The organism is Achromobacter pestifer, assembly GCF_013267355.1.
In the GTDB taxonomy this organism is placed as follows: Bacteria; Pseudomonadota; Gammaproteobacteria; order Burkholderiales; family Burkholderiaceae_B; genus Achromobacter; species Achromobacter pestifer_A.
The window spans coordinates 2027019-2043913 of the sequence record NZ_CP053985.1 but is presented as its reverse complement, the minus strand read 5'-3'; the positions used below and the strand labels follow the sequence as shown (position 1 = coordinate 2043913).

The 16895-nt window shown below is 66.2% G+C and carries 18 protein-coding genes; 5 read left to right on the top strand and 13 right to left on the bottom strand.

What is annotated here, in order from left to right; all coding sequences use genetic code 11:
* Positions 1 to 8: 8 nt before the first annotated feature.
* The 7 genes from FOC84_RS09905 to FOC84_RS09875 all read right to left on the bottom strand — a co-directional run bounded on the left by FOC84_RS09905 (position 9) and on the right by FOC84_RS09875 (position 6310).
* Positions 9 to 761 carry an SDR family NAD(P)-dependent oxidoreductase gene (locus tag FOC84_RS09905; RefSeq protein WP_173144269.1) on the bottom strand — a complete coding sequence of 251 codons (753 nt, stop codon included), beginning with the start codon at positions 759 to 761 and terminating at the stop codon, positions 9 to 11.
* A 19-nt stretch (positions 762 to 780) separates the two neighbouring features.
* On the bottom strand, positions 781 to 1500 hold the full coding sequence (locus tag FOC84_RS09900) for an ABC transporter ATP-binding protein (RefSeq protein WP_173144268.1): 720 nt from the start codon (positions 1498 to 1500) through the stop codon (positions 781 to 783).
* The gene (locus tag FOC84_RS09895; RefSeq protein ID WP_173144267.1) at positions 1493 to 2257 is read right to left on the bottom strand and encodes an ABC transporter ATP-binding protein; all 765 of its coding nucleotides are present in this window, start codon (positions 2255 to 2257) and stop codon (positions 1493 to 1495) included. Before FOC84_RS09895 ends, FOC84_RS09900 begins: the two co-directional genes overlap by 8 nt.
* Complete coding sequence (locus FOC84_RS09890; protein ID WP_173144266.1) at positions 2254 to 3252, bottom strand: branched-chain amino acid ABC transporter permease; 999 nt, start codon at positions 3250 to 3252, stop codon at positions 2254 to 2256. The genes FOC84_RS09895 and FOC84_RS09890 overlap by 4 nt, the downstream gene beginning before the upstream one ends.
* Positions 3249 to 4151 carry a branched-chain amino acid ABC transporter permease gene (locus tag FOC84_RS09885; RefSeq protein WP_173144265.1) on the bottom strand — a complete coding sequence of 301 codons (903 nt, stop codon included), beginning with the start codon at positions 4149 to 4151 and terminating at the stop codon, positions 3249 to 3251. The genes FOC84_RS09890 and FOC84_RS09885 overlap by 4 nt, the downstream gene beginning before the upstream one ends.
* 67 nt (positions 4152 to 4218) lie before the next feature.
* Positions 4219 to 5433, bottom strand: a complete 1215-nt coding sequence (locus FOC84_RS09880) for an ABC transporter substrate-binding protein (protein ID WP_173144264.1) — start codon at positions 5431 to 5433, stop codon at positions 4219 to 4221.
* 82 nt (positions 5434 to 5515) lie between these two features.
* Complete coding sequence (locus FOC84_RS09875; RefSeq protein WP_173144263.1) at positions 5516 to 6310, bottom strand: SDR family NAD(P)-dependent oxidoreductase; 795 nt, start codon at positions 6308 to 6310, stop codon at positions 5516 to 5518.
* 203 nt (positions 6311 to 6513) lie between these two features.
* Here FOC84_RS09875 and FOC84_RS09870 point away from each other — a divergent pair, with 203 nt between their 5' ends.
* Complete coding sequence (locus tag FOC84_RS09870; protein WP_013391284.1) at positions 6514 to 7191, top strand: GntR family transcriptional regulator; 678 nt, start codon at positions 6514 to 6516, stop codon at positions 7189 to 7191.
* An 8-nt stretch (positions 7192 to 7199) separates the two neighbouring features.
* Here FOC84_RS09870 and FOC84_RS09865 read toward each other — a convergent pair whose 3' ends face one another.
* From FOC84_RS09865 to FOC84_RS09855, 3 genes are all read right to left on the bottom strand, one after another.
* Complete coding sequence (locus FOC84_RS09865) at positions 7200 to 7952, bottom strand: SDR family NAD(P)-dependent oxidoreductase (protein WP_173144262.1); 753 nt, start codon at positions 7950 to 7952, stop codon at positions 7200 to 7202.
* A gap of 383 nt (positions 7953 to 8335) precedes the next feature.
* A complete protein-coding gene (locus FOC84_RS09860) occupies positions 8336 to 8986 on the bottom strand; it encodes a carbonic anhydrase (RefSeq protein WP_173144261.1) in 651 nt (216 codons plus the stop codon).
* Between the two features lie 186 nt (positions 8987 to 9172).
* The gene (locus FOC84_RS09855) at positions 9173 to 9511 is read right to left on the bottom strand and encodes an FxLYD domain-containing protein (RefSeq protein WP_173144260.1); all 339 of its coding nucleotides are present in this window, start codon (positions 9509 to 9511) and stop codon (positions 9173 to 9175) included.
* Positions 9512 to 9876: 365 nt separating this feature from the next.
* On the opposite strand from FOC84_RS09855, the gene FOC84_RS09850 reads away from it, so the two are divergent.
* Positions 9877 to 10212, top strand: coding sequence for a PsiF family protein (locus FOC84_RS09850; protein ID WP_088138054.1), 336 nt, complete (start codon positions 9877 to 9879; stop codon positions 10210 to 10212).
* An 82-nt stretch (positions 10213 to 10294) separates the two neighbouring features.
* Here the strand turns inward: FOC84_RS09850 and iaaH are convergent, their stop codons facing one another.
* Positions 10295 to 11770 carry an indoleacetamide hydrolase gene (gene iaaH, locus FOC84_RS09845; RefSeq protein ID WP_173144259.1) on the bottom strand — a complete coding sequence of 492 codons (1476 nt, stop codon included), beginning with the start codon at positions 11768 to 11770 and terminating at the stop codon, positions 10295 to 10297.
* 71 nt (positions 11771 to 11841) lie between these two features.
* Entirely contained in the window at positions 11842 to 12612 is a 771-nt protein-coding gene (locus tag FOC84_RS09840; RefSeq protein WP_173144258.1) for a class I SAM-dependent methyltransferase, read from the bottom strand.
* 109 nt (positions 12613 to 12721) lie between these two features.
* On the opposite strand from FOC84_RS09840, the gene FOC84_RS09835 reads away from it, so the two are divergent.
* Complete coding sequence (locus FOC84_RS09835; protein ID WP_173144257.1) at positions 12722 to 13540, top strand: helix-turn-helix transcriptional regulator; 819 nt, start codon at positions 12722 to 12724, stop codon at positions 13538 to 13540.
* 23 nt (positions 13541 to 13563) lie between these two features.
* On the opposite strand, the gene FOC84_RS09830 is transcribed toward FOC84_RS09835, so the two are convergent.
* The gene (locus FOC84_RS09830) at positions 13564 to 14241 is read right to left on the bottom strand and encodes a GntR family transcriptional regulator (RefSeq protein ID WP_173144256.1); all 678 of its coding nucleotides are present in this window, start codon (positions 14239 to 14241) and stop codon (positions 13564 to 13566) included.
* A gap of 163 nt (positions 14242 to 14404) precedes the next feature.
* On the opposite strand from FOC84_RS09830, the gene FOC84_RS09825 reads away from it, so the two are divergent.
* Both FOC84_RS09825 and FOC84_RS09820 read left to right on the top strand, forming a co-directional pair.
* Entirely contained in the window at positions 14405 to 16132 is a 1728-nt protein-coding gene (locus FOC84_RS09825) for an acetolactate synthase catalytic subunit (RefSeq protein WP_173144255.1), read from the top strand.
* Positions 16129 to 16884 carry a 3-oxoacyl-ACP reductase gene (locus FOC84_RS09820; RefSeq protein WP_173144254.1) on the top strand — a complete coding sequence of 252 codons (756 nt, stop codon included), beginning with the start codon at positions 16129 to 16131 and terminating at the stop codon, positions 16882 to 16884. The genes FOC84_RS09825 and FOC84_RS09820 overlap by 4 nt, the downstream gene beginning before the upstream one ends.
* Positions 16885 to 16895: the final 11 nt, after the last annotated feature.

Sequence of the window (16895 nt, the reverse complement as noted above, 5' to 3'; positions counted from 1 at the left end):
ATGATTCCCTATACGGCCAGATAGCCGCCGTCCACGGGCAGCACCACGCCGTTCACGTAGCTGGCCAGGTCCGAGGCCAGGAAAAGAACCGGGCCCACGATCTCGTCGGCCCGCCCCGCGCGCGCCATGGGGGCGCGCTGCATGTACCAATCCGTGCCCTGAGCCTGCGCGCGCTGGCCCGCCGTCATCTCGGTTTCCATTAGGCCGGGGGCGACGGCGTTCACGCGCACGCCATGCGGCGCCAGATCGCGCGCCAGCACCTCGGTGAAGGAGCGCACGCCGCCCTTGGACACCACGTAGCCCGCGGTCGAAATGCTGCAGCCGTAGGCCACGATGGAGCACAGGTTGACGATGGCGCCGCGCGTGGCCTTCAGCTGTTCGACGAAGGCGTGCGTGACGTTGAACGTGCCCTGCAGGTTCACGCTCATCAGGCGATCCCAGATCTCGGGCGTCCTGGGATCGTCGAAGGGCGCGCGCGCCGAAATTCCGGCGTTGTTGATCAGGATGTCCAGATTGCCGTGTTCGGTGGCGGACCGTTGCGCAAAGGCGCGCACGGCGGTGGCATCCGTCACGTCCAACACCGCGTCCGCGGCCTTGCCGCCTGCGGCTCGGATGGCTTGCACGGCGGCGGCGGCCAGTGCGGCGTCCACGTCGGCGACGATCACGGCCGCGCCCTGTCTGGCGAAGCCTTGCGCGATGGCCGCGCCCAGGCCGCGGCCCGCACCCGTCACGAGCACCCGCTTGTCTTGCATCGATATCATGGTCGGTCCTTTCGGCGCGCTAGGCGCCCAGATAGGCGCGCTGCACGCCTTCGTCGCTGGCGAGCGCGGCGGACTCGCCTTCCAGGGCGATTTCGCCGTTTTCCAGGATGTACGCGTAGCTGGACACCGACAGCGCCAGTTTCACGTTCTGCTCCACCAGCAGGATGGTGATGCCTTGCTCGCGGTTCAGCCGCAGCACGATGTCGAAGATCTGTTCGACCACCAGCGGCGACAGTCCCATGGACGGTTCGTCCAGCAGGATCATGCGCGGGCGCGCCATCATGGCGCGGCCCGTGGCCAGCATCTGCTGTTCACCGCCGGACAGCGTTGCGGCCTTTTGTTCGTAGCGTTCGCGCAGGCGCGGGAAGGTGTCGCACACCATGTCCAGGTCCCGCCGGACCTCGGCCCGGTCGGTGCGCAGGTAGGCGCCCATCTCCAGGTTTTCGCGCACGCTCATGTCGCGGAAGATTTCGCGGCCTTCCGGCACCTGCACGATGCCGCGCCCGACGATGGCGTCCGCCGCCAGCCGGTGTATGGGCTCGCCCGCAAAGCGCACGCTGCCCGCAGTGGGCGCCACCAGCCGCGAGATCACGTTGAGCGTGGTGGACTTGCCCGCGCCGTTGGCGCCCAGCAGCGCCACGATGGCGCCCTGCGGCACTTTCAGCGACACGTCCTGCAGGGCGCGGATATTGCCGTAGGCGGCCGATACCGCATCGACTTCAAGCAGATATTCAGCCACCGGCCGCTCCCTTGCCCAGATAGGCTTCGATCACCCGCGGGTTGCTGCGCACCTCCGCCGGCGAGCCTTCGGCGATCTTCTCGCCGAAGGACATGACGGTGATGCGATGCGAGATCGACATCACCAGCTGCATGACGTGCTCCACCAGCAGCACCGTGATGCCGTCGCGTTCGCAGAGTTCGGTCAGCAGGCGGTCCAGCGTTTCGATTTCGCGGTTGCGCAGGCCGGCCGCGGGCTCGTCCAGCAACAGCAGCTTGGGCGATATGGCCAGGGCGCGCGCCAGCTCCAGCATCTTCTGGCGGCCGAAGTCCAGGCTGCACGCCGGCGTGTCCAGGAAGTCGGCCAGCCCCACGCGTTCCAGCAGGTGCTCGACTCGTTCGCGCGTCTGCGCGGCGGCCGGGCGCAGCAGCTTGCCGGCGCTGTCGGCGCCGTGCGCATAGGTGCCCAGCAAGGCGTTCTCGCGCACGCTGAGCGCGCCGAAAAGTTCCAGGTTCTGGAAGGTTCGGGCCACGCCCAGTGCCGCCATTTCGTGCGGCTTCTTGCGCGTGATGTCCGCGCCGTCGAACTGGATGCTACCGCTGCTGGGGCGGTAGTAGCGCGAGATGCAGTTGAAGGTGGTGGACTTGCCCGCGCCGTTGGGGCCGATCAGCGCATGGATGCGGCCGCGCTCGACCTGCATGGACAGGCCGTTGATGGCGGTGAGGCCGCCGAACTTCACGGTCAGGCCCTGCACGTCCAGATAGGGATGGCTGCTCATGCCGCGCTCCTTTGGGTCGGTTTGGCCGCGGCCTTGCGTGTTGCGGACGGCAGCGGCGCGGCGGGTGCCGGCGCTCGTCCGCGCGCGCCGCGGCCAGCGAACAGGCCCTTGGGCGCGAACATCATGAAGCCCATCAGGATGACGCCGTAGATGATTTCCTGGAACGACAGCGCCTGGCGCAGCAGCTCGGAGATCAGGCCGAAGGCCAGAGCGCCCGCGATGGCGCCGCGCACCGAGCCTATGCCGCCGACCACCACCATCGTCAGGATCAGGATGGTGGTCTGGAAGCCCAGGCTTTCCGGGTGGATGAAGGAGGCAAAGGTCGTGTACATGCCGCCCGCGATGCCGGCATAGGCGGCCGAGAGCGTGAAAGCCGTGCGTTTGATGGCGTTGACGTTTACGCCCATGGCCTGGGCCGCCACGTCGCTTTCCCGCACCGCGCGGAAGGCCGAGCCCAGCTGCGAGCGGGACAGGGCGATGGTGGCCCACAGCAGCAGCGCGGCGATCAGCACTACGAAGGGATAGGCCTTTGCGTCCGACACCAGTTCGTAGCCGAACAGCGTGGCCGGCGAGATCCGGAAGCCGTTCGAACCGTTGGTGACCGATTGCCAGTTCAGGAATACCCACTGCATCGCCTCGCCGAAGGCGAAGGTGGACAGCGCCAGGTAGATGTCGCGCATGCGCAGCGCCAGCGCGCCGATCACGTAGCCCAGCGCGGCTGCCAGCAGCCCGCCCGCGATGATGGAAATGAAGAAGGGCGGATGCCACAGGTTGTTGATGAGGCCGGCGGTATAGATGCCCACGCCGTAGAACGCGGCGTGCGACAGCGCGAACTGCCCGGTTTCGCCGATGACCAGGTGCAGGCCCAGCGCCAGCACCACGAACACCATCAGCAGGTTCACCACATAGATGACATAGCCGCTGGCCGCGAAAGGCAGGATCGCCAGTACGACGGCCATCAGCGCCAGCAGCGCATGGTCGATTTTCTTGCTCATACTTTCTTCACCTGCAGTTTGCCGCCCAAGAGCCCTTGCGGACGCAGCAGCAGCACGACCATGATGGCCACAAAGGGTGCGACCACGATGGCATTGGTAGAAATGAACAGCCCCACCAGGTTCTCGGCCACGCCGATCACGAAGCCGCCCACCACCGCGCCGGGCAGGCTGGTGATGCCGCCGACGATGGCCGCGGCGTAGGCCAGGATGGCGATGTGGCCGATGTCAGGGGTGATCAGGATCTTGGGCGTGATGAGCAGCGCCGCGATCGCCGAGATCAGTCCGGCCAGCGCCCACACCAGCATGCGGATGCGGGTCAGGTTCACGCCCACCAGCCGGGCGGCCTTGGGATTCATGCCCACCGCACGCATGGCGCGCCCGACCCGGGTGTAGCTGAACATGCAAAAGAGCAGCAGCATCACCGCTATGGCGACCGCGAAGATCACCAGGTCCAGCTGGGTCAGCACCGCGTCGCCGATGAGGATGGCATCGGTCGAGGCCAGCGGCGGCAGCGAGCGCGGCGTGTCGCCCAGGCCGGTCTGGCGCACCAGGCCTTTCAGCGCATAGGCCAGGCCCAGCGTGGCGATCACCATCTGCACGCCTACGCCTTTGGAGGCGATGACGCGCTCCATGACGACGCGCTGGAACAGGCCCGACAGGGCGGCCACGGCGACGAGCGTGATGGGAATGACGACGAGGTAGGGCCAGCCCATCACCAGGGTGAGGAACAGGGCGATGTAGCCGCCGACCATGAAGATCTCGCCCTGGGCAAAATTGGGCACGTCGGTGGTTTTGAAAATGATCACTACGGCGACCGCCAGCAGCGCGTAAACGCTGCCCGTCACCAGTCCCGACAGCACCCCCTGCTGCAGGAACAGCCAGATATCGGCAAAGCTCATGATGTTCTCCGGCAGCCCGCACGCTGCTGCGCCAGCGTGCGGGCCAGACCCGTGGCGGGTCGCTGGTTTACTTCTGGTATTGCCAGACGCTCTTGAAGGCGCCGGGCACGAGCGACATGTTGGTGCCGTCGAACTTGATGTAGATGGCGGACTCCTGGGCTGCGCGGTCGTTCGGGCCGAACTCGATCGGGCCGGCCATGACGCCGGAGTCGAACTTCATGGTTTCCAGCGCCTGCAACACCTTCTCGCGGGTGGGCTGGGGGCCGGCGGCCTTCAGCGCATTGACCACCGCCATGGCCGGCGGCAGGCCATAGGGCATATAGGTCTGCGGGTGGCCCGGCTTGGCGGCCAGGTCGGGGTAGGCCTGCTTGTACATGTCGTAGATCCAGGTCAGCTTGGAGCCGCCAGGTACGTCGGACAGCACTTCCTGGATGTAGACGTTCTTGAAGGCGTCCTTGTTGCCCACGTTCTCGACCAATTGCTTCAAGTCCGCCGTGCCGTTCACCGCCAGCACGATGGGCTTGTTCCAGCCCAGCTCCTGCGCCTTCTTGATGATGAGCGCGGCGGGGCGGGCATAGGTGGTCAGCAGCAACACGTCGGCGTTGGCAGCACGGATTTTCAGCATGGGCGCGGTGACGTCGGTGATATTCGGGTTCACCGACTGGACTTGCAGCGTCGCGTCGCCCAGTTGCTTGATCTGGGCCTGCGCGGCCTCCAGGTTCCAGCCGCCGTAGGCGTCGTCATGGTTGATGTAGCCGATCTTCTTGGCCTTGAGCTGTTCCGCGGCGAACTGCACCATCGAGCCGCCCACGGCATGCTGGGAAATGGAGAAGGCGCCATAGATGTACTTGGACGGCGGATAGAGCGCGCCGTCGCCCGAGGCGTTGAGCATGACCAGCGGCACCTTTTCGCGCTCGATGTACTCGCGCGAGGCCACCACCGCAGCGGAGCAGGAGCCCCCGTTCAGCAGGAACACCTTGTCCTGTTCGTTCAGCTTCTTCACCGCGGCGACCAGGTCATTGGCGTTGCAGCGGTCGTCCTCGATCACCAGCTCGATTTGCCGGCCGTGCACGCCGCCCTCCTTGTTGACCTTGGCGTACCACATCTTGGCGGCGTTCAGCACGTCAAAACCATAGGCCATGCCGCTGCCTGACAGCGGCGCGAAGAGGCCGATCTTGATGGTCTTGTCGGTGATGCCCGGCTCCTGCTGCGCCTGCGCGCCCGTGCTCAGCGCCCATGCGCATAGCGCGGCGGCGGCTGCGTAGCGACTGCTTTTCTTCATCTTTGTCTCCCGTTCTTTTTGATGCGCGCCTTTGTTGGTGGATGGCGCTTTGCTGCGTTGCCGGCCTGGCCGCCGGAATGCCTTACTGCATGCGGTAGCCGCCATTGACGTCGATGACGCTGCCGGTGATGTAGCCGGCTTCCTCGGATGTCAGGAAGCGCACGGCGGCGGCCACCTCGTCCGCGGTGCCGATGCGGCCCAGCGGAATGGCTTGCGCCGCGGCGGCCAGCGCGCCGCTGCTGGTGACGGTGCTGCGCAGCATGTCGGTATCGATGAGGCCCGGCGCGATGCCGTTGACCGTGACGCCCAGGTGAGCGGATTCGCGCGCCATGGCCTTGGTCAGGCCCAGCACCGCGGACTTGGCCGCGATGTACGAGGCGCTGGAGCGGTAGCCGCCCAGCTGCGCCGCGACAGAGGTGAACGTGACGATGCGGCCGTGCGCCAGCGGCGCGGCCTCGCGCCGGCGCAGGTAGGCGCGGCCGCACAGGAACACGCCGCGGGCGTTGACGGCGAAGCTGCGTTCCCAGATGTCCAGGGAGGTGTCCTTGATGAGCGGGCGTTCGCCGTCTTCCTGGAACAGCAGCAGCCCGGCGGCGCTGACGAGCACGGCGATGGGGCCGTGCCGCGCTTCGATCTGTTCGAACGCGTTTTCGACCGAGTTCTCGTCGCTGACGTCGAAGGCATGCGAGGCGTGCGGCGCGCCCAGCTCCTCGGCCACGCGGCGGGCGCGCCCGGCGTCCACGTCCGAGACCACGACGCGGAATCCGGCGCTGGCCAGTTCATGGCAGACGCGGGCGCCTATGCCGCCGCCGCCGCCCGTGACGAGCGCAAGACGGGGAGCCGGACCCGTGCCGGCCGGCGTGGATACATTGGACATGCTGTCTCCTGGTAGCGTGCCGTCCGCCTAGGGGAGGCGCGGCCGCTGGTTTGAATTTTTTGCGATTATGTATACATGAAGAAATGGCAGGTATAGGGGCTTACCCTGATTTCTGTTTGATTTACATCGTGTTTTACGGAGATGCTAGGAAATCCAATGCGGCGAATGACGTCGCATGTATTCTTCATGTATACAATGCGGCTATGGACACGCTATCTCAACACGTTACCGACACGCTGCGGGACTGGGTGCTGCACGGCAAGTTCAGCCCCGGCGCCCGCCTGGAAGAAATCCCGTTGGCGGAAAAACTGGGGGTGTCGCGCACGCCGGTGCGCGCGGCGCTGGCCACGCTGGGCAATGAGGGTTTGCTGGAACATCTGCCCAAGCGCGGCTACACGGTGCGCGCTTATGACATCGGTGAAATCGTGGCGGCCTATGAGGTGCGCGCGGCGCTGGAAGGGCTGGCCTGTCGCCAGGCGGCCCTGCGGGGGCTATCGAACGATGCCGTCGCGGTGCTGAAGAACTGCCTGGACGAAGGGGACCGGATCCTGGGCAAGGGCGTCTTGCTGGCCGAGGACCATCTGCCGTACCAGCAGGTGAACATCACCTTGCACAACGGCATCCTGGAAGCGGCGGGCAATCCCTGGGTGCGGCGGTTCGCGACGCAGGCGCAGGCCATCCCCTACGCCTCGGACCGGATCATCCTGTGGGAAGACCACGGGATCATTCTGAGATCGCATGACGACCATCATCGCATCGTCAATGCGATCATCGCCCGCGACGGTGCGCGGGCCGAGGATCTGATGCGCGAGCACGTGTATTACGCGGGCATCATCCTGAAGAACAACTACGAAAGGCTGGCGCAGGCGTACCGGGTGTAGGCGGGCGCTCACACGGCCAGATAGCCGCCGTCCACGGGCAGCACCACGCCGTTCACGTAGCTGGCCAGGTCCGAGGCCAGGAACAGAACCGGGCCGACGATTTCGTCGGCCTGCCCGGCGCGCGCCAGCGGGGCGCGCTGCGTGAACCAGTCGGTAGCGTGGGGGCGCGAGCGCTGGCCCGCTGTCATCTCGGTTTCCATCAGGCCCGGCGCGACGGCGTTCACGCGCACGCCATGCGGGGCCAGGTCGCGCGCCAGCACCTCGGTGAACGAGCGCACCCCGCCCTTGGAGACCACGTAGCTCGCAGGCGCGGTGCCGCAGCCATAGGCCACGACGGAGCACAGGTTGACGATGACGCCGCGCGCGGACTTCAGCTGCTCGACGAAGGCGTGCGTGACATTGAAGATGCCTTGCAGGTTCACGCTCATCACGCGCTCCCAGGTCTGGGGCGTTTTCGGGTCGTCGAAGACCTCGGCGGCGCCGATGCCTGCGTTGTTGACCAGGATGTCCAGATTGCCGTGTTCGGCGGCGGACCGCCCCGCGAAGGCGCGGACGGCGGCGGCATCGGCCACGTCCAGCACGGCGTCGGTAGCCTTGCCGCCTGTGTCGCGGATGGCCTGCGCGGTGGCCGCGGCCAGCTCCGCACTGACATCGGTCACGATCACGGTCGCGCCTTGGCGCGCAAAACCCTGCGCGATGGCCGCGCCCAGGCCGCGGCCGGCGCCCGTAACAAGGACCCGCTTGTCTTGCATCGATATCATGATCAGTCCCTTCGACGCCTCAGGCGCCCGGATTAGTGTGGAAATTCAAAAGGTTGCATGCATGCTTCATTCCGAACCGGATTTGAGAGACCAGAGGCCACCTAACCCTGATTCTATTTTTACAGACGAATGTCGTCCGTAATTATGCCCGATTGATCTTTTCCCGTCGACGCAAATGGTTCAGCAACTTGCTCGCGCCTATGGCATCGGTGAAGTCTTGGGGGGGAGTGCGGGCGGCGCGGGAAGGGCTGGCTGCCGGCAGGCGGCTTTGCGCGGGCGATCGAACGACGCTCTGTCGCGGGTGTGGAAGAACAACTGCAAAAGGCTGGCGCAGGCGTGCCGGGTGTGAGGCAAGCCTGCGGCCCAAGCCTATCCGGCCATGCTTAGCCGGCCGTGGGATCCTCGAGGCAGGGCTTGAATTCGCCGCTGGCGGGGTCGCGCAGGTACAGCAGGCCGGTGGCCACGCCGAAGTAGGTGCCGTGCAATTCCAGTTCGCCCTTTTCCACGCGGCGGCGGATGGACGGGAAGGTCATCAGGTTGTTCAGGCTGTGCTCGACCACGGCCAGTTCCAGACGCTTCAGGTTGGCCTGGCGGTCGCCGGTTCCCGGGCCCAGGCGTTCGGCCACGGGTTCGATCTGCGACATCCACTTGCCGATGAAATCGCCCTTGCTCAGGGGCTTGGCGTCGTCGAAGAAGGAGCGGATGCCACCGCAGGAAGCGTGGCCCAGCACCACGATGTGCTTGACGTTCAGGCCGTTGACCGCGAATTCGATCGCGGCGCTGGTGCCGTGGTACGAGGATTCCGAGTCGGGCTCACAGGGCGGGACCAGATTCGCGACGTTGCGCACGACGAACATCTCGCCGGGGCCGGCGTCGAAGATGACTTCAGGCGAGACGCGCGAATCGCAGCACCCGATGATCAGGATTTCCGGGTTTTGTCCCGATTCGGCCAGCTTTTGGTATCGGCTGCTTTCCGAAGGGAAACGGCCCCCCAGGAAAGATTGATAGCCTTCGGTGAGTCTTTTTGGAAACATGATCTTTTCTTCCTCGTAGCTGAAGCCAGGCTTGCTGGCGCGTCGGCGCACGCAACAAGGGGCTTCGTGTGGAAGCCCCTTTTATTGAGTCGACAAACCGAATTTTCCCATACTTGACCTTGCGCCATGCTGTCTAGACCCTGTGGTAATCAGGGTTTTTTCCGGCAGGCAGGCCGTAACGGGCGCCTAGCGGGCGTCGACGCCCAGCGCGGTGACGCGGGTGAACTGCAGCGGCGTGACGGCCCGGATCTGCTTGATCTGGCCGGGGGCCAGCGGGCCGACGACGTCGTCACGCACTCGGCCGATTTCGCGGTCTTGCGCGTCGTACAGCACGAAGGTCAGCATGGCGCTGTTGATGTGGCGCGCGGACTGGTTGGATAGCAGGCCAGTGATGGCCGACACGTTCTGGTTGACGTCGCGCACGGCCTGGACGTTGCCCAGCGTGACGCCGTAGACCAGGCTCTGCGCGCCGGCGGCGCCGGACAGGCCGGCAAGCAGCGCAAACGAAGCAAGGGCAAGTCTCATCTTGGTCTCCTGTGCAGCCGCGGAGTCGGACGCCGTTTGGGCCCGCAGGGCGGTCATTGCCTCCTCTACGTCTGGGGGCATGCTTATCTCACACCTTTCCCGTCCTGTACACAACGGGGCAAAGGGATGAATGGGTAACAGGGTGCTTGGATTGGTCGCAAATTCGCCTGCGTGGATGGCGCGTCCAAGGGCGAAGATGCGCGTGGTTTCAGGGGCATGTAAGGCCTTGGCGATTCTTGACTTTCCACACTCTTGCGCAGGGTTCGGGTTTGTTCGATCATGACCGGGCCGGCGATTGGGCCGGCGGATCGTGCGGCCCGCCTTTGCGACTGAATCCAGGCGCGCGGGCGCCAAGGGAGGAACCCATGCTTTCCCGTACCAGCCAGTTGGCCTCGGCCTTTCTGTTGACCGCTTGTTTCGCCGGCGCAGCCCTTGCCCAGACGCCCGCAGCTCCCGCCACCGCCAAGACGCCCACGCCGCAGCAGCAGCGCATGGCCGACTGCAACAAGTCCGCGGAAGGCAAGAAGGGCGACGACCGCAAGACCTACATGAGCAGCTGCCTGAAAGGCGAAACCGCCGCGCCCGCCAAGGAACTCACGCCGCAGCAGCAGAAGATGAAGGACTGCAACGCCAAGGCCACCTCGCAGCAGCTGACCGGCGACAAGCGCAAGACGTTCATGAGCACCTGCCTGAAAGGCTAGTGCCGACGTAGCCGGTCATCCCGCCAAGAAAAATCGCCAGCCCTTGAAACCGGCTGGCGATTTTCTTGGCATGCAGCGCTTCTCAGCCGCCAGAACGTCCCGGTCCCTGCAAACGCCCCAGCACGCCTTCCAGCGCCAGCCCGACCGCCAGCACCTTGCGGTCTTCGTTCGGCAAGCCGTCGACTTCCACTCCCACCGGCAGTCCGTCCGAGGACAAGCCGGCGGGCAGGCTCAGCCCTGGCAAGCCGGCATTGCTGCCGGGATCGACGTTGCGCGCAAGGCGGCCGAAGCTCTCGAAGCTGCTGGCCTCGGGCGTGGCGGCCATCGGCGGGATCGGCACGGTGGGAAACAGCAGGCCGTCCAGCGCATGGTCCTGGAACGCGCGGCGGTACACGCCGATGAGTTCGTCGCGGTGCGTCGCCATGGCGCGTTCATAGAGCGGCTGCAGCGGCAGCACTTCGCCCGTGGGTAGAGGCAGCACGCCCGGCACGATCAGGCCGTCGAAGATCCCTTTGACGTCCGGGCTGGATATCTGCGCCACCACCTGTTCAAAGCTGAGGCCGGTGCCGTAGCGGCTGAGATAGTCCGTCAGGTCGCCCTTCTGTTCGTACAGGCAGACCGGCATGCCTACCGCGGCGTTGCTGGCTTCCAGACCCGGCATGTCCAGGTTGATCAGTTGCACGCCGGCCGCGCGCAGCTTGGCCAGCGCGGCATCCATGACGGCTTGCACCTGCGGGTCCAGGTCTTTCCAGAAATAGCCGCACAGGCCCAGGCGCATGCCTGCAAGCGGCAGGGCCGACAAGGGCTGCCGGTCGCCCGTCAGCACGGCGTCCAGCAGCACGATGTCGTCCATGCTGTTGGCGATGGGCCCTGGCGTGTCGCGGGTATGCGAGATCGGCGTGATGCCCGCGCCGTCGTAACGGCCCACCGAAGGGCGAAAGCCCACCGCGCCGTTCAGTGCCGCCGGCAGGCGTACCGAGGCGCCCGTGTCCGTGCCCAACGCGGCCGGCGCCAGGCGCGCGCCGACCGCCGCGCCGCTGCCCGAGGACGAGCCGCCGGCGATCAGGCGGGCGTCGTAGGCGTTGCGCGTGCCTTCGCCGTGGGCGCCCGGGAAGGCGGTGTTGTAGCCCGACACGCCGAACGCCAGTTCGTGCATATTGGTCTTGCCCACGATGACGGCGCCCGCCTCGCGCAGGCGGCGCACCACCGGTGCGTCCTTGGCCGGACGGAAATCCTTTAAAGCGGGCGTGCCCGCCGTGTTGGGCAGGCCGGCAACGTGGATGTTGTCCTTGATGGCGATGGGCACGCCGGCCAGCGGCAGCGCGGCCAGGTCTTCCTGGCCATGGGCCGCGTCGCGGGCGCGGGCCTGGGCCAGCGCGCCCTCGCGGTCCACGGTGATGAAGGCGTTGAGATCCTGGCGGGCCGCGATGCGGTCCAAGCAGGCCTGGGTCAGCGCAACACTGGTAAGGCGGCCTTGCCGGATCAGGGCTGCGGCCTCGGTGACGGTCAGGTCCGCCGCGGATGCGGCGGACAACGGCTGTTTGGACGTATCGGACATGGCGCTTCCTTGCCTGTGCGGGATTCTGTCGAACCCGTACCTATACAGGTCGAAGCGGACGCTGTCGAGCGTCAGCCCGGCTTCCTCACCACGAGGGTCGCCGTGTCGCTGGTGAAGGATGCATCGTCCTGCACCTCGAAGTGCGCGCGCACCACGTCCGGCGCGATGCCGAACATGTGGCGCAGCGCCGCCACCAGCGTGTCCGGGGTGCGCATGCGCGTGACCCAGGACTGGAACTCCAGCGGCAGGCGGCGCGGCGTCAGGCCCTGCAGGGTGAAGCCGGCCTCGGTCAGCATCCGGGTCCACTCGGCGACCGAGTAGTCGCGCACGTGCGAGGTGTCGCGCAGCACTTCGATGGTCTGCAGCCAGGTGTCCAGCAGCGGCTCGCCCGGCGACACCACGTCGGCGAATACGGCGATGCCGCCCGGCTTCAGGACGCGGAAGGCTTCGCGCAGGCCGCGCCCGGCGTCCTGCCAGTGATGGGTGGAATAGCGCGACATCACCAGGTCGAACTCGCCGTCGCCGAAGGGCAGATACTCCGCTTTGCCTTGCCGGGTGGCCAGATTGGCCAGTCCGCGCTTGGCGGCCTCGCCGGCGACCACGTCCAGCATCTGTTGCGACAAGTCGTAGGCGGTGACGTGTTTGACCCGCGGCGCCACGTGAAAGCTCACGTGGCCGCCGCCACAGCCCAGATCCAGCAGCCGGGCTTCGGGATGCTGCGCAGCGATGCCGGCCATCTGCAGCAGGTCTTCGCCCTGGGCGTGTACGGCGCTGGTCAGATAGGCGGTCGCGCGCGGGCTGAATTGGCGGTCGACGGCGGCGTCATGGGTACTGGCGGTCATGGGAATCCTTGGGTGGCTGGGGCCGATGCGGAAAGCGTTTGGAAGTGGCGGCCCAGGCGCTAAGATAGGCGGCCGCCCATACACGTACAAGTCCATTGCTCATCCTGGTATGACTACTTCCCCCCAGACCGGCGTTGCCGGCCACGAAGGCTCCCCCCTGCGCCGTCAGGCGCTGGGCGAATTCGTGCGCAGCGCCCGCTCCCGGATCACGCCCCAGATGGCCGGCCTGCCCGAAGGCATGCGCCGCCGCACTCCCGGCCTGCGGCGCGAGGAAGTCGCCCAGCTTTGCGGCATCAGCGTCACCTGGTACACCTGGATCGAACAGGGACGGGAAGTGTCGGTATCGCCTTCGGTCTGGTCGCGCATCGCGGGCGTGCTGCAACTGGCCCGCGCCGAACGCGCCTATCTGTTCGACCTGGCCGATTGCGCCGACCCGCAGCACGGGCGCGACGATGCCGGCGCGCCTGGACCCTTGCAGGAATGCGTGAACGCGATCGATGCGCCAGCCTATGTGCTGGACCGCGCCTGGAATGTGTTGGCCTATAACGAGCCGCTGCGCGATCTATTCGACAACTGGCCGGCGCGCGACCCCGAGCCCAATCTGCTGCGCTACATCTTCCTGGACCCCGCCGCGCGCGAGCTGGTGGTGGACTGGGACCAGCGCGCCCGCCGCGTGGTGGCGGAATTCCGCGCCGACGCCGGCGCGCACCTGGACGAATCGGCCGTGCTGGCGCTGCTGGACAGCCTGAACCGGCAAAGCCCAGTGTTTGCCCACTGGTGGACGCGCCACGCCGTGGTGGAGCGCGAAGGCGGCCTGCGCGAATTCCAGCATCCGGTCCGCGGCAAGCTGGCCTATCAGCAGATCACGTTCCGGCTGGCGACGCATCCGGATTTGAAGCTGGTGATGCTGTTGGGCGGGGGCGCGTAGCCTGACAGCCAGTCAGACCGCGCTTATTTCACCAGGCCGTTTGCCGTCAGATAGCGGATCAGGAATTCTCCGTGGCCTTCGATGTCGCGGCGAATTTCGCGCACCACGGCTTCCGTATCGCCAGTTTCCAGGCCCGCAATGATGCCCTCATGCGGATGCCCGTCAGGCAGGACCGGGAAGGGCGGGGTGTACAGGTACGACAGATACGACGCCGTCTGTACCCACAGGTTTTCGATCATGAACAGTAGGTGAGGCATCTGCGCCGCGGAGTACAGCGCGAAGTGGAAATCGAAGTTGCGCGCCAGCACGGGAGCCATGAGCTGCTGTTGGCGGCTTGCCATCAGGCTGGCGTGTATGTCCCGCAACTCGGCGATCAGCGCCGGCGTGGCATGAGGCACAGCGCGGCGCGCCGCAAAGCATTCAAGTTCCAGGCGGATGCTGCGCAGCTCCTGCAGTTGCGCCACGGTCAGTTCGGGTACCTTGACGGATTTGCCGGGGCTGAGCGCCAGCGCCCGCTCCGAGACGAGCTGCAGCAGCGCTTCGCGCACGGGAGTCTGGCTGACACCCAGGGTGTCGGTGATGGAGCGCAGGGTGATGGTGTCGCCGGGGCGCAACTCGCCCATCATGATCTTCTGCTTGATTTCACGATAAATGCGCGCGGTCATGTTTTCCCGCTGCATCGGCGCCAAATTGATCGTCATCCTGTGTTCCTGGTCGGCCGGGCCGCGAAGTTCCGTGCGAGGTCACCCGCACGCCTGGATTTTACCGGGCCCAGTCTCGCGTTTTACATTTTATAAAAAATAAAATTATTGACCGCCGCATTTTGGGTGGTCTATATTTTATAAAATATAAAAAGGAGATGAAATGTCTGTGCTGCACCCCCTGGCCGCACCCGGCCTGACCCAACAAGGCACCGTGGCCCACCTGATTGCAGGGGCACTGATCCGCCATGGCGTGACGCATGTATTCGGCCAAAGCCTGCCCAGCATGCTGCATTTGGCCTGCGAGGAATTGGGCCTGACCCAGGTCGCCTATCGCAGCGAGAATGCGGGCGGCTACATGGCCGACGCATACGCCCGCATCACCGGCAAGCCCGCTATCGTCACGGCCCAGAACGGCCCGGCAGCCACCTTGCTGGTGCCGCCGCTAGCCGAAGCGCTCAAAGTGTCCATTCCGGTGATTGCACTGGTGCAGGACGTCAACCGCGATCAGACCGACAAGAACGCCTTCCAGGAGTTCGACCATATCGGTTTGTTCTCGTCCTGCACCAAATGGGTACGGCGCGTGACCGAGGCGTCGCGGGTCGAGGACTACGTGGACCAGGCTTTCGCCATAGCCTGCTCGGGCCGGCCGGGTCCGGTCGCGCTGATGCTGCCGGCCGACCTGCTCAACGAAGCCGCGGCCGCCACGCAGCGCCAGGCGAACCTGGGCCGCTTTCCCTTGGACCGCAACGTCGCCGCCGATGAGGCGATCCAGGCCGCCGCCGACCTGCTGGCCGGGGCGCAGCGGCCGGTGGTCATCGCCGGTGGCGGCGTGCATGTTTCCGGCGCCTGCCAGGCCCTGGCCGCGTTGCAGGAATCCGCGCACTTGCCGGTGGGTACGACCGTGATGGGCAAGGGCGGCGTCGACGAGCGGCATCCGCTTTCCCTGGGCGTGGTTGGATACTTCATGGGCCCCAACGGCGCCAGCCGCGACTTGCGTCCGTTGATCGCGGACGCCGACGTGGTGCTGCTGGTGGGTTCGCGCACCAACCAGAACGCCACCGACTCCTGGAAGCTCTATCCCAGGAACGCCCGCTACATCCATATCGATGTGGACGGCGCCGAGATCGGCCGCAACTACGAAGCCTTGCGCCTAGCGGGTGACGCGCGGGAAACCCTCCTTGCCTTGCAACGCGCGCTTGCCAGTCGCGATTTGTCGGCAGCGCAATCGCGCCGCGCAGGACTCGAGGCCGCCATCCAGGCGGGCCGCGCCTCTTCGTGGGAGGCGTCGCGCGCGGTCCGCCTGTCGGACCAGCAGCCGATCCGCCCCGAACGCCTGCTGGAGGAAATCCGGCAGGATGTGGACCAGGACACGATCGTGGTCGCGGATGCCAGCTATTCGTCGATCTGGATCGCCAACTACCTGACCTCGCTGGCGCCGGGCATGCGCTTCCTGACGCCGCGAGGCCTGGCCGGCCTGGGCTGGGGCTTTCCGATGGCGATGGGCGCCAAGGTCGCGCGGCCGGACGCGCATGTGGTCTGCGTGGTGGGCGACGGCGGCTTCGGCCACGTCTGGTCGGAGCTGGAAACCGCAAGGCGCATGGGCATCAAGGTCACGCTGGTGGTGATCAACAACGGCATCCTGGGCTTCCAGAAGCACGCCGAGAACGTGAAATTCGGCGCCCATACTTCCGCAGTGCATTTCCATCCCGTGGATCACGCCGCCGTCGCGCGGGCAGCAGGCTGCCTGGGCGTGCGCGTCGAGGCGCCGTCCGATCTGGCGGGTGCGCTGCGAGAGGCTCGCCGTGCAGAACTGACCACCTTGATCGAGGTCATGTGCGACGAAAACGCTTTTCCTCCCATCACCTTCTTCACGGCGGGGCAGGCATGAAAAAAGATCCGAGCAAAGTGGCGCTGGTGACAGGCGCGGGACGCGGCATCGGCCTGGAGGTCGTGCGTCAACTGCTAGCCAAGGGCTACCGCGTCATGGCGGTCAGCCGCGAAGGCGTCGACGACCAAAAATTGGGAGGCCCCTCTGCCCGGCTGCGCACCGAGCGCGCCGATGTCACGGACTACGCCGCCATGCAGGCGCTGCTTGATAGCGTGCGCGCGACCTGGGGGCCGGTGTCGGTGCTGATGAACAACGCCGGCATTTCGCCCAAGCAGGCCAATGGCAATTCCTCGGGCATCCTGGACATCAGTCCCGAGGAATGGGAATCCGTGTTGCAGGTCAATCTCACGTCCATCCTGCGGCTGTGCCAGATGGTGCTGCCCGCCATGCGAGATCAGGAGTGGGGGCGCATCGTCAACGTATCTTCGCTGGCTGGCCGGGCCAAATCGCTGGTGGCGGGCGGCAGCTACATGGCGTCCAAGGCGGGCGTGCTGGGTTTGACCCGCGCGATCGCCGCGGAGATGGGGCCTCACGGTATCACCGCCAATGCGATCACGCCGGGCCGCATTCTGACCGAGATGGCGCAGCAGGCCGCGCCCTCGGTGAACGAAAACTACGCGGCGCAGATCCCAGCGCGCCGCCTGGGCACTCCCGAGGAGGTGGCCGCGGCCATGGTTTTCCTGGCCGCGGAAGAGGCCGGATTCATCAACGGCGCCATCCTCGACATCAATGGCGGCTTCTACATGCCGTGAACAGGCAGCCG